The 14,931-nt window shown below is 32.1% G+C and carries 19 protein-coding genes; 5 read left to right on the top strand and 14 right to left on the bottom strand.

Annotated elements, in window-relative coordinates; genetic code table 11:
- Positions 1-2: 2 nt before the first annotated feature.
- The 6 genes from EV143_RS08890 to ruvC form a co-directional block, all read right to left on the bottom strand.
- A complete protein-coding gene (locus EV143_RS08890) occupies positions 3-353 on the bottom strand; it encodes a DUF4260 domain-containing protein (RefSeq protein ID WP_133507601.1) in 351 nt (116 codons plus the stop codon).
- Positions 350-751 (bottom strand): GNAT family N-acetyltransferase, encoded by a 402-nt coding sequence (locus tag EV143_RS08885; RefSeq protein ID WP_133507600.1) that lies wholly within the window; start codon positions 749-751, stop codon positions 350-352. The genes EV143_RS08890 and EV143_RS08885 overlap by 4 nt, the downstream gene beginning before the upstream one ends.
- Before the next feature lie 66 nt (positions 752-817).
- Positions 818-1,582 (bottom strand): cyclase family protein, encoded by a 765-nt coding sequence (locus EV143_RS08880; protein WP_133507599.1) that lies wholly within the window; start codon positions 1,580-1,582, stop codon positions 818-820.
- 78 nt (positions 1,583-1,660) lie between these two features.
- Entirely contained in the window at positions 1,661-2,797 is a 1,137-nt protein-coding gene (gene hemW / locus EV143_RS08875; RefSeq protein WP_133507598.1) for a radical SAM family heme chaperone HemW, read from the bottom strand.
- Between the two features lie 64 nt (positions 2,798-2,861).
- On the bottom strand, positions 2,862-3,746 hold the full coding sequence (locus EV143_RS08870) for a DUF6252 family protein (protein WP_133507597.1): 885 nt from the start codon (positions 3,744-3,746) through the stop codon (positions 2,862-2,864).
- A gap of 36 nt (positions 3,747-3,782) precedes the next feature.
- Complete coding sequence (ruvC, locus tag EV143_RS08865; protein ID WP_029271706.1) at positions 3,783-4,337, bottom strand: crossover junction endodeoxyribonuclease RuvC; 555 nt, start codon at positions 4,335-4,337, stop codon at positions 3,783-3,785.
- A 142-nt stretch (positions 4,338-4,479) separates the two neighbouring features.
- Between ruvC and EV143_RS08860 the strand changes: the two genes are divergently transcribed.
- Positions 4,480-5,424 (top strand): lysylphosphatidylglycerol synthase domain-containing protein, encoded by a 945-nt coding sequence (locus tag EV143_RS08860; RefSeq protein ID WP_133507596.1) that lies wholly within the window; start codon positions 4,480-4,482, stop codon positions 5,422-5,424.
- Complete coding sequence (locus EV143_RS08855) at positions 5,421-6,524, top strand: glycosyltransferase family 2 protein (RefSeq protein WP_133507595.1); 1,104 nt, start codon at positions 5,421-5,423, stop codon at positions 6,522-6,524. Before EV143_RS08860 ends, EV143_RS08855 begins: the two co-directional genes overlap by 4 nt.
- Positions 6,525-6,580: 56 nt before the next feature.
- Here the strand turns inward: EV143_RS08855 and EV143_RS08850 are convergent, their stop codons facing one another.
- Together EV143_RS08850 and EV143_RS08845 are read right to left on the bottom strand one after the other, a co-directional pair.
- Entirely contained in the window at positions 6,581-7,066 is a 486-nt protein-coding gene (locus EV143_RS08850; RefSeq protein WP_133507594.1) for a hypothetical protein, read from the bottom strand.
- Between the two features lie 38 nt (positions 7,067-7,104).
- On the bottom strand, positions 7,105-7,488 hold the full coding sequence (locus tag EV143_RS08845) for a hypothetical protein (protein ID WP_133507593.1): 384 nt from the start codon (positions 7,486-7,488) through the stop codon (positions 7,105-7,107).
- Positions 7,489-7,535: 47 nt separating this feature from the next.
- Here EV143_RS08845 and EV143_RS08840 point away from each other — a divergent pair, with 47 nt between their 5' ends.
- Both EV143_RS08840 and EV143_RS08835 read left to right on the top strand, forming a co-directional pair.
- The gene (locus EV143_RS08840; protein ID WP_133507592.1) at positions 7,536-8,036 is read left to right on the top strand and encodes a DUF456 domain-containing protein; all 501 of its coding nucleotides are present in this window, start codon (positions 7,536-7,538) and stop codon (positions 8,034-8,036) included.
- Between the two features lie 281 nt (positions 8,037-8,317).
- The gene (locus EV143_RS08835; RefSeq protein ID WP_133507591.1) at positions 8,318-8,914 is read left to right on the top strand and encodes a DUF937 domain-containing protein; all 597 of its coding nucleotides are present in this window, start codon (positions 8,318-8,320) and stop codon (positions 8,912-8,914) included.
- Between the two features lie 78 nt (positions 8,915-8,992).
- Here the strand turns inward: EV143_RS08835 and EV143_RS08830 are convergent, their stop codons facing one another.
- From EV143_RS08830 to EV143_RS08805, 6 genes are all read right to left on the bottom strand, one after another.
- On the bottom strand, positions 8,993-9,901 hold the full coding sequence (locus EV143_RS08830) for a pseudouridine synthase (RefSeq protein ID WP_133507590.1): 909 nt from the start codon (positions 9,899-9,901) through the stop codon (positions 8,993-8,995).
- Between the two features lie 334 nt (positions 9,902-10,235).
- The gene (locus tag EV143_RS08825; RefSeq protein ID WP_133507589.1) at positions 10,236-11,192 is read right to left on the bottom strand and encodes a geranylgeranylglycerol-phosphate geranylgeranyltransferase; all 957 of its coding nucleotides are present in this window, start codon (positions 11,190-11,192) and stop codon (positions 10,236-10,238) included.
- Between the two features lie 63 nt (positions 11,193-11,255).
- The gene (locus tag EV143_RS08820) at positions 11,256-11,846 is read right to left on the bottom strand and encodes a DUF502 domain-containing protein (protein ID WP_133507588.1); all 591 of its coding nucleotides are present in this window, start codon (positions 11,844-11,846) and stop codon (positions 11,256-11,258) included.
- 70 nt (positions 11,847-11,916) lie between these two features.
- Entirely contained in the window at positions 11,917-12,855 is a 939-nt protein-coding gene (locus tag EV143_RS08815; RefSeq protein ID WP_133507587.1) for a mevalonate kinase family protein, read from the bottom strand.
- 18 nt (positions 12,856-12,873) lie between these two features.
- The gene (locus EV143_RS08810) at positions 12,874-13,128 is read right to left on the bottom strand and encodes a hypothetical protein (RefSeq protein WP_133507586.1); all 255 of its coding nucleotides are present in this window, start codon (positions 13,126-13,128) and stop codon (positions 12,874-12,876) included.
- A gap of 44 nt (positions 13,129-13,172) precedes the next feature.
- Positions 13,173-14,273 (bottom strand): diphosphomevalonate decarboxylase, encoded by a 1,101-nt coding sequence (locus tag EV143_RS08805; RefSeq protein ID WP_133507585.1) that lies wholly within the window; start codon positions 14,271-14,273, stop codon positions 13,173-13,175.
- Between the two features lie 146 nt (positions 14,274-14,419).
- Between EV143_RS08805 and EV143_RS08800 the strand changes: the two genes are divergently transcribed.
- The gene (locus EV143_RS08800) at positions 14,420-14,896 is read left to right on the top strand and encodes a TspO/MBR family protein (RefSeq protein ID WP_133507584.1); all 477 of its coding nucleotides are present in this window, start codon (positions 14,420-14,422) and stop codon (positions 14,894-14,896) included.
- Positions 14,897-14,931 lie beyond the last annotated feature (35 nt).

The raw sequence follows: 14,931 nt of genomic DNA, 5'->3' as shown, positions 1-14,931 counted from the left end.
TATTATTTACCAACTTCACCTAAATGTGTGTATTTAAAGCCTTTTTCATACTTTAAACCGTAACCAAAGATTCGATCCATTGCAGAATGTGAAAATAAAATAATTCCGGCTAATTGCAATAGTTCATTGTTTAAATAAGAACCTAAAATATATAATGAAACAGCAATTCCTTTATGATGAAATACATTATAAAAAAACGCACCGCTTTTATTCCCAAATAAATACCCAAGCATTGACAAATCAGGCGCTAAAATTAAAACTAAAAACCACCACCATTCAAAATTCAAAAGGCTGAATAAATAAATTCCGAGAAAAAACAAAGCTGTTTCTTCGAGCTTAATAATTGTTTTCATAATACTATTTTTTCCATCATTTTTTCAGGATGATTTAATTTTGTAAAACCGAATTTCTCATATAAAAAGTGCGCATCACTTGTCGCCAATCTCCAAATTTTGATATTTTTAAGCTGTGGCTCGTTCATCATATTTTCAATTAAAATCGATGAATAACCTTTTCCGCGATGTTCTTCAGTAATAAAAACATCCATTAAATAAGCAAACACTACATAATCTGTAATAACACGCGCAAAGCCAATTTGTTTGTCATTTAAATAAATTCCAAAACAAACCGAAGCATCAATTGTAGTCTGCACTTCTTCCATAGTTCGTCCCGCCGCCCAATAAATGTCTTTCAAAAAGTTTTGTATAAACGGAACGTCAAGTTTAGTTTTATCGGTTGAAACGTTAATCATTTTAATTTTAGATTTTTGATTTCAGATTTCAGATTTTTGATTTTCGAAGTAGTAGAAATCTAAAATCTACATTCTAAAATCTAAAATTCTATATAATATTGGTTTGCTTGGACTTGCGTCATTTTCAAACGAAGCGATTTGAAGGTTTAATATATAATTTCCGTCTTCAATTTCGTCTGGAACATAAATCATTTCGGTAATTGTTGCATTCAATCTTGCATCAGGATTTAAATTCACGATGTCTTTTACATTCCAAAAAGCTTTGTGTGCCAATAATTTACCTTCGTCGTGTTCTTTGTCAACACTAGGTAAATCTATTAATAAATGTTGAATTTCGCTTTCGCGGATGAAAATCGCAGCTTCTTCAGACAAATATGGCGGATTTGTATTAGAGTATTTTCTAGATTTTTTTTCCTTTTGATTTGGAAGTGTTTTGATTATTAAAGCTTCAGTTTTTCCATTAATTAAAGTCGAAATGCTTTCTTTAGTAATCACAAAATCATCTCCAATTTTTTCAGGTTTAACTGTAATCAATTTTGCAAAAAAGAAAAACTGTTTTAAAGATTGATTGATGCTGTAAAAATCATTTGTAATATGACCTAAACATTCCGTGTGCGTGCCATGCCCATGCGGATTGAAAAAAATATTATTGAAGTTGGTTGATGATTTTCCTTCCGAAACTTTCCCAATCCAATCGCCAAAAACAACAGGTTCAATAACCGGTTTTTCGATATACCAAGCAATTGGGTTTTCGTCTGTATTCGTTAATGGAATCGAAATATCAATGGGTTTAGATAAGTCGATTTCGAAGTTGTTGATTTTAGCTAGCACAAATTTGGGTTTTATGCCGCAAAGACGCTAAGTCGCAAAGTTTAAATAATTTGCGCCTTTGAGCCTTCGTGGCTAATTTTATTCTTCCAAATTTAAATAAAATAAGTCTGAAGCAATTCCATCTGTTAAAAATTTTCCTTTTGGAGTTGGTTTTAAGATGTTATTTTCAATAAAAACCAATTCATCATCTAAGAATTTTTGAGATTGTTTTTTTAAATAATTCAAATAATCTAAACCAAATTCACTTTCAATTCGTTCTAAAGAAACACCCCAAATTGTTCGTAATCCCGTCATAATATATTCATTATAGCGATCAGATTTTGTTAGGATTTCAGTTTCAATTGGCAAAATATCTTCCTGAATCGATTTTAAATAAAGTGAATTATTTGCCACATTCCAGCCTCTTTTTTCGCCGTCATAACTATGTGCCGAAGGCCCGATTCCGATATATTTTTTGCCTAACCAATAAGCCGAATTGTTTTTCGAGAAATAATTCTCTTTCCCAAAATTCGATAATTCATAATGAATAAAACCATTTTGCTGAAGAGTTTCGACCAAAATCATAAAATGATTCGAAGCAACTTCATCCTGTGGTTCAGCAATTTTTCCGCTGTCAATAAGTTTTCTTAAAGCTGTTTTTGGTTCAACTGTCAAAGCATAACTCGAAATATGTGGAATACCAAAACTCAACGCCGTTTCTATATTTTGTTTCCACATTTCGTCAGTCAATCCGGGAATTCCGTAAATTAAATCGAGTGAAATATTATCAAAATATTTAGTTGCTTCTTGTAAACATTTTATGGCTTCCGCCGAATTATGAGCGCGGTTCATCATTTTCAAATCTTCTTCATAAAAAGACTGAATTCCGATGCTTAAACGGTTTATTGGACTTTTAGATAACTCATAAAGTCGCTCCGTAGATAAATCATCCGGATTCGCTTCGAGCGTAATTTCCGGGTTTTCGGCAACATTATAATTTTTATAAACTTCAGCAATTAAAAAGTTTATTTCTTCATTTGTTAGAACAGAAGGAGTTCCACCGCCAAAATATATTGTCTCGACAACCTCATTATCAATCTCATTTTTGCGCATGAAAATTTCTTTAGCTAAAGCCGAAACCATTTCGTCTTTCTTTTTCATCGAGGTCGAAAAATGAAAGTCGCAATAGTGGCAAGCCTGTTTGCAAAAGGGAATATGAATGTAGATACCTGACATAATAAAAAAAGAGCAAGATAAATCTTGCTCTTGAATAATCAATGTTAATTATTGATAATATTTCTTAAAATAATGGTGCTTTTTCTTTGAATGTACCAGCAGTAATTACAATTTTAGCTTTAGTTTCAGGGTGTGTTGCCGTTAAACTAAATGTACCAGCAACTACAGAACTTGTTAAAGTAGTATAAGTTACAGTCCCAGAAACTTCATAATCTATATAATCATGAGTCGCAACATCATATTTTTGGAAAGAAATTCTGTTAGCAGAAGTAGTTGTAAAAGTAAAAGTTCCGGTCTTTGCACCAGAATTAGGGTACACGATTTCAAACGTATATTCTCCGTCGTTTTCAGCATAAAGAATTTTTGATTCCAGATTTTCGATAGAGCCACTCATTACAATACCATGCCAGTCTTTTCCGTCTAATTTTGCAAAAGTTCCCTGTCCTTCGATTTCTGGAGTTATATCTTTATACTGAACTTTAAATGAACCGCTTACAACAACAAAATCTGATTCGGAATCGTATGCATCTTCATATACTTTTCCAGAAAATTTTACCTGAACTGTTTTGTTTGTAGTATTAATATTTTCTAAAGTAAAAGTAAAGGTATTAGCAGTAAAGTTTTCTGAAGCTTGTAATGCAGGAACATTACTGCCAGCTTTAGTAGGCACAGTAGATGCTTCGTATAAATTTCCATAAACATTAAATTTAAAATCGATTGCAACCCCATCTTCAGTTGTTCCAAGAACTTCTATGAAATCGCCTTGTTTGTTGGCTTCCCAAGATTTTACTTTTTTTACCTGATTGTCGTATGTTAGGTTAAAAGAAGTTTCTACTGATGGGTTTTCGTTACCGTTTCCATTTGTGTTATCATCCGTATTTTCGTCTGACGAACACGAAGAAATAAGAGCAGTAAAAAGTAAAAAGGCAATAAATTTAATTCTTGTCATTTGTTAAATTGTTAGGTTAATTTTTAACAAATATAATTATTTTCGTATCTTATCTTCATTTTGTTTTACAAAAGCATCCCAACCTGTATAACTTTTTCCGGCCACGATTTTTCCTGAATTAAAAAAATGACAAACCGCTGCTGCCAAACCATCTGTAGAATCTAGATTTTTAGGTAGTTCTTTTAAACCTAAAAGCTGTTGCAACATTTTGGCAACCTGTTCTTTACTAGCATTTCCGTTTCCGGTAATCGCCATTTTTATCTTTTTTGGTTCATATTCTGTAATCGGAATATCTCTTGAAAGTCCCGCAGCCATGGCAACGCCTTGTGCACGTCCAAGTTTTAACATCGATTGTACATTTTTACCAAAGAAAGGCGCTTCAATCGCAATTTCATCAGGATGATGTGTTTCTATTAATTCTATGGTACGTTCAAAAATTATTTTTAGTTTTTGGTAATGATTGTCATATTTGGACAATTGCAATTCATTTAATTGCAAAAATTCCATTTTTTTATTGATAACTTTTATCAATCCAAAACCCATAATTGTGGTTCCCGGGTCGATGCCTAATATGATGCGTTCTTTTGTCATTATTTTGTATGGTTACACAAAGCTGCGCTAAGTTAGCACAGAGATTCACAAAACTATTTTCAATCTCTTTGTGTGGCTTTGTGACTTCTTCGAGATTCTTTGTGAAATAGCTTTTTCGCAATAGTTTCCTTTACTTTGCAGCATGATTTCAATTCCTCACAAAGCTAAACAATTCCTAGTTCTTCTAGTCAAACTTTTGATTATTGGTGGTGCATTTTATTTTATTTACAACCAATTGGCTAACAACGATAAACTCGACTGGCATAAATTCATTACATTATTTCGTAAAAATCAATCGGTTTTAGGAATCAGTTTTATATTGCTTTTGAGTGTTTTAAATCGTTATTTCGAAATTTTGAAATGGCAAAATCTGGCTAAAGTAATTCAGGAAATTTCAGTTTATCAGGCTACAAAAGAAGTTTTGGCAGCTTTAACGGCTGGGATTTTTACACCAAACGGAGTAGGAGAGTACGCTGGAAAAGCATTGTATTATCCAAAATCTGAAGCCAAAAGAGTGGTTTTTCTGAATTTGATTTGCAACGGAATCCAAATGATCTTAACGGTTGTTTTTGGCATTTTCGGATTGTTGTACTTTAATGCAAAATTCAATGTTATTACAACCAAAACGGTCGGGATTTTATTTGCGCTTTTTGTTTTGATTTTTGTGATTTTCTTCTTTTTGAAAAAGATAAAAATCAAAGGATATTCTATCGAAAAACTATTTCATAAAATTAACGGAATTCCAAAACCAATTCATCAAAAAAACATCTTTTTAGGCACATTGCGTTACATTGTTTTTTCGCATCAATATTACTTTTTGTTTTTAGCTTTTGATGTCGATTTGCCTTATTTTACATTGATTGCAACAATTGCTGTGGTTTATTTTTTAGCTTCATCTTTGCCTACTTTTCAGTTTCTGGATTTTGCTGTAAAAGGAAGCGTAGCTATTTATTTCTTCGGAATTCTGGGTGTAAACGAATGGATTGTAGTTTTTATCAGCACTTTGATGTGGTTTTTAAATGTAGTTCTGCCTGTTATTTTAGGAAGCTATTTTGTGCTGAATTTCAAAACTAAACCAACAGCATGATTTTGGTTCTGTTCGTCATATTAAGCATTTATATCATTAGTATTGGCTTACTTATTTTCGGTTTTACTAAAGTAAAAATATACCTGAAAACAGATTTAAAACCTCAAACAAGTTTTACAATTATAGTTCCGTTTCGAAATGAAGCAGAAAATTTACCAGTGCTTCTTAAGAGTTTTTCAAACTTAAATTATCCAATTAATTTATTCGAAGTGATTTTGGTAAATGATTCTTCCAAAGAAAAATTTCATATCTCACATTTCGCATTTCACATTTCACAAATTAACAATATTCGGGTTTCGAATTCTCCTAAAAAAGATGCCATTTCAACAGCAATGCAGTACGCAAAATCTGATTGGGTAATTACGACGGATGCTGATTGTATAGTGCCAGAAAACTGGCTTTTAACGTTTGATAATTATATTCAGGAAAACAAAGTTTCAATGTTAGCCGGAGCGGTTTCTTATAAGTGCGGAAACTCTTTTTTAGACCATTTCCAACAATTAGATTTAACAAGTTTACAAGGCGCAACCATTGGAAGTTTCGGGCTTAAAAAAGCGTTTATGTGCAACGGAGCCAACTTCGCTTACACTAAATCATTATTCGAAAAACTAAACGGATTTGAAGGCAACAACAAAATTGCCAGCGGAGATGACGTTTTTTTATTGCAGAAAGCGGCAAACTTATTTCCTGCAGAAGTTCATTATTTAAAATCACAAGAAGCAATTGTAATAACAAAGCCAACAGAAGATTGGAAATCATTATTTTATCAGCGAGTACGCTGGGCAGCCAAAACAAGTTCGTATCAAAGTACTTTTGGAAAATTTCTAGGCTTAATTGTTTTCTTTGGAAATCTGACTTTTGTAATTGGATTTGTCTTTTTTATTTTCGGATTTTTTTCCTGGAAGCTTTTGCTTGTGTTAGCCCTTTTAAAATTCGGAATTGATTTTATTCTGCTTTATAGCACAAATGAATTTTTAACAAAAGAAAGAATTAAATATTTGTTTTTAAGCAGTTTACTTTATCCCTTTTTCAGTTCATCAGTGGCTCTATACAGTTTGTTTGGTTCTTACGAATGGAAAGAAAGGCGATTTGGGAAATAGTATGAAGCTAAATTCCAAAGAAAAAATTCCAAATTCCAAGCTAAAGAATTCCTCAATTATTTTACTTTTTTCGCTTTTATAATTACTGGTAAAATAAATTGTGTTTTTACCGGAACTCCACGTTTTATTGCAGGATTCACTTTAGGAAAATCGACCAAACGTGCCTGTAACATACTATCAACTTTAGTGGTGTCATATTTTACAGAATCTTTAGAAAACTGAGGCTCGAATTTCATAGTAGCGTTAGGAAACACAGTCACTTTTACATCGATAGTGTCAAGTTCAGGATACATTATCGACAAACTGTCAATGTCTAATTTTTGCTGAATAAGTTGCGCCATTACTTCAAAGAAACATTTTTGGCGCTGTTTTTTATCACTAATTTTTTCGCAATCCAAAACAGATGGATATTCGTCAACAACTTTCCAATTAATCGATTTTAGTTCTTTTTGAAGTAATTCTTTTTCAGACGGAACCTGCTTCTCAAAATATTGACAAGAATTGAAAAATAATAAAACTAAAAAAAAAGGAAACTGCTTCAATGATATTGTGTTGGAGTGATTATAATATAAAAATACGACTATTTTTTTTGACTTTCTTTGTATTCCAGATATTCTTTGTAGTTTTCAGACAGCCATTTTTCTTTGTTTTGCGCAGCAACTTCTTTTTGATCGGGATATAATTTTGCCAGGCGATCTGAAAAAGTAGCAATTTGAACCGTATAATTATAAAACTCCGTTTTACTTAAAATAATGTCCGGATTGTTTTTGCGGGTAAAATATTCAAAAAAAAGAGTATCAAATTCTTTCATTGAGAAGTTTAATACTTTTTTCTTATTACTTTTATATATACTGTCTTGCAGCAACTGGTCATTTACAGACAGTTTTTTAGTTTGTCCGTAAGTAGAACTATTGATTGCAAGGATCAAAGAACAAAAAATAATTAATTTTAAAGCACTTTTCATTGTCTAATTTTTCTGACGATTTAAGAAACAAATTTACAAAAAAATATATGGATTTACTATTGTTAACACTTGGTTTTATATGCATGATAGTGGGCGTTTTTGGTAGTTTTTTACCCGTTTTGCCTGGTTTAACAAGTTGCTGGGTTGGTCTTTTATTGTTGTACTTAACAAAAGCGGTCGAGAATAATTATTGGATTTTGGGTATTACTTTGGTTATTACCATCGTAATAACAATTCTTGATTATGTAATTCCCGCTCGCGGAACAAAAAAATTCGGTGGCAGTTCATACGGAATCTGGGGAACTAACATTGGATTAATCGTTGGCATTCTTTCACCAATACCATTTGGAGTAATTATCGGGCCATTTGTTGGTGCATTTGTGGGAGAAATGATTTATGATTCTAAAAATCATACTCGTGCAATAAAAGCGGCTACTGGTTCGTTACTCGGTTTTTTGGCTTCCAGCTTCATTAATTTTATGTTTTGTATAGTTTTTCTTGGAATTTTCTTAACTATTGTCTGGCAAAACAGAAGCTTGTTGTTTTAAATAAAACATATATGTTAATATTTTTCTTATATTTTGATTTTTTTTAAAAAAAATAACACTTTTTTCAAATATTTTTTTCACTTTATTTTGATAACGAAAGTGTTATATTTATTGGGACTTTGAAATTTTAGCTTTGCAAATGGTCAAAATTACCCTTTAAGTTTTTAACTTAATTTTTGGAAATGTTAAAATATTTTATATTTTTATCCTGATAAACGACAAAAAGCCCCACTTAGTCGATTATTTAGAATGGATTTAAATAAATTTTAAAACTATAACATATGACTCCTAACCTACAAATTGAACTTAGACGTTTTATTTCTTCTAATGTTGTTTCAAAATTAAATAAATTTTATTTCGAGAATGATGCCCTGCTAATAAAAGGAATCGATGTTTCAATCGGTACAGTTTTAATGGGATTGTATAATAAAGCTGAGGAGTCGGGTTTTTACAAAGACATTATTTCGCTAATAGCCGATGATTCTGCGTTTTACGGAGAAGTTGATTTTACTTCAGGAAGAATCTTATCTGTAGATGATTGTTACCGTATCGAAGGTAACGAATTATTAAAAGAAATCTTCAGCAACAAAAAAGGAAGGATTTCTGAAATGATTTCAAATGAAGTTGGAATCAAAAGCGAAACAGCAAGAGAAATTCTTAATTTTTCAGCACTACTAGTTGTTTCCTATCTAAAAAATAACACTCAGTTATTAAAAAATTTAAAGCTTTTGTTAGAAGAGCAAAAAAGAGATATTCTAAACAGTATTCAGCCTGGAATCAAAATCATTCTTGGATTTTCTTGCCACGAAACTGTAGAAGATAAAAATCAAGCCATGGGCAGATCTGTTTTTACACTTTTCGGGCACAACTTTTTTTAGTACACAACTTCTTTAAAATAAAAAATCCCATTTTACAAAAGTAAAACAGGATTTATATTGCTTAATTTGAAGCGTTTCTTAAACGTTTTTCAAATTGATAATTTCTTGTTCGGTCAAAAAGCGCCAGTTACCTCTTGGTAAATTCTTTTTGGTTAAACCAGCAAAAGATACACGATCGATACGTAAAACATCATAGCTAAAGTGTTCAAATATTGCACGAACTACTTTTACGTTTGATGAACGTAATTTTAAGCCAATTTCACTTTTAGGTTCATTATCAATATAACTCACTTCTTCAACAAACACACGGTGTCCGTCAAGAACTAAACCTTTACTGATTTTTTCTAAATCCTCATATTTCAAGTTCTTATCTAAAGAAACCTGATAAATTTTAGATGATTTCTGACTCGGTAAAGTAAATTTACGAATCATATCAGTATCGTTTGTAAACAACAATAAACCAGTTGTATTTTTGTCCATTCTTCCAATCGGAGCAATTTTTGCATTGGTAGAACCACGAACCAACTCCAAAACATTACGATATTCCTGACCTTCGTCAAGAGCTGTAGTAAAGTTTTTAGGTTTGTTCAACAAGATGTATTCTTTCTTTTCAGGAGTCAAAGTAACACCGTCAAAATTTACGACATCATTTAATTTTACTAAATAACCCATTTCAGTTACCGGAACGCCATTTACTTTTACGTTTCCAGACTGAATGTATATATCAGCATCACGACGAGAACAAACACCAGAATTAGAGATGTATTTGTTCAAACGAATTTCGTCTGCAGCTTTTTGTCTTTTTGGAGCCTGATTCTGTTTTTTAATTTTTTCCGCCTTTTCTTCTTCGGCAGCCTTAACAGCAGGTTTTACTTTTTTTGGCCCTTGAGCGCGCTTCGCCATGGCAGGTTTTGGCTTGTTAGAGTTTGGTCTAGAGCTATTTGGTCTAGCACCGCCTCCTTTATTATTGCCTTCCTTATTGTTCATAAATTCTGTAATTTGTGCAAAGATAGTTTATTCTTGCTAAATAATCCTAAGTTGATTGTTCTTAGATTAATAGCTATAAATTTTAAGGGCTGGAGGAGCATCACAATTAGCTTTTTTTTAGGCATGGTTTCCCGCTTTCGGCTATATCTTGTTCCGTAAACTTCACAAGGATACCGCCTCTATCGGGGCTAAAATCAAACAATAGGCTTCTTTTAAACATTTAGAAGAAAGTTATTTCGCAAAGATTCACAAGTTAACGGGGAGTGACACAAAGCTTTTTAAATAAACTTCAGTGTATCTGCTAAAACTTCGTGAATCTCTATGTATAATTAATTTAAAATCGGATAAGCAAATTTTTCCCATGCCACAAAACACTAGGATTAATCAACACAATGCAAAAAACGCCCGAGACGATCAAAAATTTCAACACATTATGAAGTAACAAATATTGTTCTTTCGAATTCGATTTCCAGAGATAAAGCAAGAAAAATAAAAGCGCAATAAAACAGGCATAAAAGTAAACATCCATATAACCCACATCATAAATGTTGATTAATACATAAACAGGAATGACCGTCATGAAGATTAAAACAGTAATAATTTGTTTTGAAACCGTTTCGCTATATAATATTGGAATTGTCTTATAATCGTTTGCCAAATCTCCTTTTAAATTCTCCAGATCTTTTATCATTTCACGAATCAGCAATAACAAAAATAGGAACATTGCATGTGCTGAAATTACTGCAAAATGGCTCATATGATTTTCTAGTTCCTCAAATAAAATCTTGTTATAAAAATACAATAAAATAGCAAAAAACGGTACAACAGCTAATAACGCCGATGTAAGATTGCCAATTATAGCATACTTTTTTATTTTATGAGAGTAAAACCAAATCAGAAAAATATAAGCCGAAAAGAATAGAAAAGCGCGCCAGGAAACAATCAACGCCATTAAAACAGCCAAAAAATTCAAACTAAAATAAACCGAAAGTTTTGTTCTCTGACTTACCAAACGATCCAGCATAGATTTATTGGGCCTGTTGATTAAATCTTTCTGACTGTCGTAAAAATTATTGATAATATAGCCAGAAGCAATGGTAATGGCCGAGGCAAAAACGATCAAAAATAAATTAAAATCAAGTAAAATATCCAGAGCTCTTTTTTCTGGAGCCAGTATAAAAATGGCCGATAAATATTGTGCCAGTACAATAATCGGAATGTTGTAACCTCTTACGACAGAGAACAAACTAACAATTTTCATTACTAAAAGTTTGTGCTGTCTGCTTAACATTTTTTATTTAAGTTTTTTGATTTAGGTCTAATTTATGATTTTTTTACTGAAGGAACAGAAAGATCAAAGTTTATTTTTTAATAATGCTGCAGAACCGTAACCCAATTTTCTAATACAAGCTAAAGCTTCTTTTTGTGTAATTTCAACTTCTTTAATATCTTTTTTTTCTACAAAACAAACAGAACCACTCCACGGATTTGGAGCATCCGGAATAAAAACGGCAAAGTTATTTTCATTAATTTGTTCCACCACAAAAGCAAATTGAAGGCCCGCATCTGTAGGCACCAAAACCACTTTTAAATCTTCATTCGATTCAAGACCCATGATATTTTCATTCGTTTTTTTCATGAATGAATAACCGGGAACAAAACTTAAAACTCCGTCTTCTAATCTTTTTACAAGTTTTTGAGCTCTTGCCGTTCTTGAAAAAATTCCCGCTATCAGGCAAATAAAGATAATTATGATTATGCCGGCTAATTCTTCCAGCGCTAATCCCAAAACTTTTATCCGGGGTAAATGACTAACCAGAGGAAGCGTAACTTTTTGAATGATGACATATCCTTTCTCTAATAGAACAATCAGTACAATTAACGGAACTAAAAAAAACAGGCCACCTAAAAAAGTTGTTTTAATTATCTTTAAAAAGCTTTTCATAGTCAGTAAACTTTAGGAAAATGATTTTAAAAGAGAAGTTTAAAATAACTGTCGTAATATAGATAGAAATTTAAAACTGATACACCACTTCTAACTTGTAGTCTTTTAAAGATGCTTTAGCGCGTTCTAAATCTTCTGTAAAACCAAGAATATAGCCGCCACCACCAGAACCACAAAGTTTTAAGTAATAATCGTTGGTGTCAATTCCGTTTTGCCAGATTCCATGAAATTGCTCCGGAATCATTGGTTTAAAGTTATTTAGAACAACTTTCGAAAGCTTTTTAGTATTGGTAAACAACGATTTCATGTCGCCATGTAAAAAGTTTTCTACACAGGCGTCAGTATATTTTACGAACTGGTTTTTAAGCATTGCACGGAAACCTTTGTCTTTTAGGTTTTCCATGAAGATGTTTACCATTGGAGCCGTTTCGCCTACAATTCCAGAATCTAATAAAAACACAGCGCCTTTTCCGTCAAAACTTTGAGTCGGAATACCCGTTGCTTCAATATTATCTTTAGAATTAATTAAAATCGGAATACTCAAATAACTGTTTAAAGGATCTAAACCAGAACTTTTTCCGTGGAAAAAACTCTCCATTTGAGCAAATATATTTTTTAGTTTCAACAGTTTTTCACGAGTTAAATTCTCTAAAACTGTAATTTTATGTGTAGCATATTTATCGTAAATAGCAGCAACCAAAGCGCCACTACTACCAACTCCGTAACCTTGAGGAATACTAGAGTCAAAATACATTCCGGTGTCAACATCATTTTTTAAACTTGTCAAATCAAAAGCAACCAATTCTGGCTGTTCTGTTTGTAAAGTTTCAAGGTAAGTTGCAAAACGTTTTAAACTTGCGTTTGATGCAATGGCTTCTGCCGAAGGATCTTCGATTTTCTTTAAAGCACCATTGTAAAAATTATAAGGAATAGAAAGTCCTTTAGAGTCGCGGATAATTCCGTATTCTCCAAAGAGTAATATTTTTGAGTAAAATAATGGTCCTTTCATATTTGTTTTAGTCTGTGTCTAGTTTTTAATATATAATCCAATAATCATCATCGCCAATGCAAAGAATAGGCCAACAAACCATTTTATCATATCATTTTTGGCATCTGTAATTTCTTTTTTCACAAAATATTTAGATGCAATTTCGTTTTTATCTTGTCGAATTTCTTCGCTTATAGTTCTGTCAATTGCTTCAACAAATTCCTTAGCCTTACTCTCATCAAGATTAAGTTCTTTTCTAAATAAATCGTAAAGTTTTATAGTTGCACTATTCATATTCTTAACTGAAGAATATATTTTAGATATAAAGATACGCAAAATTATAATGCAATTGCGCCCTCTCCAATTTTGTCGCAAATGTACTGACGATTCTGACAAAATACAACTAATTCGTCCTGAATAAATTGTAATACTTTCTCGCTAACGTTTTCGGGATAAAGCACGTGAACATTAGCACCGGCATCAAGCGTAAAACAAACTGGAATTTGTGTTTCATTTCTGAATTTCCAAATTGCATTTATGATTTGCAGTGTATTAGGTTTCATCAAAATAAAATACGGCATTGAGGTCATCATCATCGCGTGCAAAGTCAAGGCTTCGCTTTCCACTACTTTAATGAATTCGTCTAAGTTTCCATTTTCAAAAATGGCAATTAACTGATCCAGATTTTCATGTGCCTGGGCAAAACGTCTTTCAGCATAAGGATGATTGTGCATTAAATCGTGGCCAACTGTACTCGAAACTTGCTTTTCGCCTTTGTCAACCAATAAAATGGTATCCTGATAATTCTTGAAATTGTCATGAATAGTGTACGGAAATTCAACTCCAAATAAATCCGAGCTTCCTTTAATATTTGCCTGATTTCCCCAAACAACTACTTTTCCTTTTACGCTTCGGCAGGCACTTCCTGAACCTAAACGGGCTAAAAATGAAGCTTTTTGATAAAAATAATCATCGGTCATTTCTGGATTCAAAACTTTTTCTAAACTCATAAAATTCATTGCCAAAGCAGCCATTCCCGAAGCCGAAGATGCAATTCCGGAACTGTGCGGAAAAGTATTTTGTGTATCGATTGTAAAGTGATACTCTTTTAAAAAAGGCAAATAGGCGTCAATTCGTTCTAAAAACTTTTGAATTTTCGGTTTAAAATCTTCTTTTGGTTTTCCTTCAAAAAGCAAATCAAAAGAAAAAGAATTTGTCACATTGAGCGAAGTCGAAATGTCTCTTTTCTCAAAACCCAATTTCGTGATCGTTTTGCAATTATTCAAAGTAAAACTAACCGATGGATTTGCCGGAATTTGATTGTCTTTTTTCCCCCAATATTTTACTAACGCAATATTGCTTGGAGCGCTCCATTCAAAATTTCCGTTTTCGATCGTCGAAGTATATTTTTTAGGAATAAAATCAGCTGCTGTAAACATGAATTATAAATTTTGGCAAAGATAGTTTTAAAATATTTCACCATATAAGTTATATAAGAAATTATAGGTGTTTGATAAAATGAACTTATATAACTTATATGTTTAAAACTTTCTTTTTGACTATTTTTGACTAAAATTAAAATACAATGAGTAAAATCGTTAAAATCGCAATAGCATTAATCGTTTGTTTAGTCGTAGGATATTCTGCGAGTATTGTTACAAGACCGAGTGTTGAGAGTTGGTATCCGACAATTATAAAACCAAGTTTTAATCCGCCGAATTGGATTTTTATGCCTGTTTGGACATTTCTTTATATTTTAATGGCGGTCGCTGCAGGTTTGGTTTGGGATAAAATAAAAGAACAGACTGAAGAGGTAAAAAAAGCTTTGGGTTTCTTTTTGATTCAATTGACTTTAAATGCAATTTGGTCGTATTTATTTTTCGGATTAAAAAACCCGATGTTGGCTTTAATCGAAATTGCGATTTTATGGCTAATGATTTATGAAACGTATCTAAAATTCATCAAAATAAATAAAATTGCAGGTTATTTATTAATTCCGTATTTGGCTTGGGTAAGTTTTGCTGCAGTTTTGAATGCTAGTATTTGGTGGTTGAACAAGTAGACTTTTTGTTTCAGGTTTTTTAGTTTCAAGTTTCC

Origin of the sequence: Flavobacterium chryseum (genome assembly GCF_004362015.1) — a bacterium.
Taxonomy (GTDB): domain Bacteria; phylum Bacteroidota; class Bacteroidia; order Flavobacteriales; family Flavobacteriaceae; genus Flavobacterium.
The sequence above is the reverse complement of the archived record's forward strand: the minus strand, read 5'-3'. Positions and strand labels throughout refer to the sequence as shown.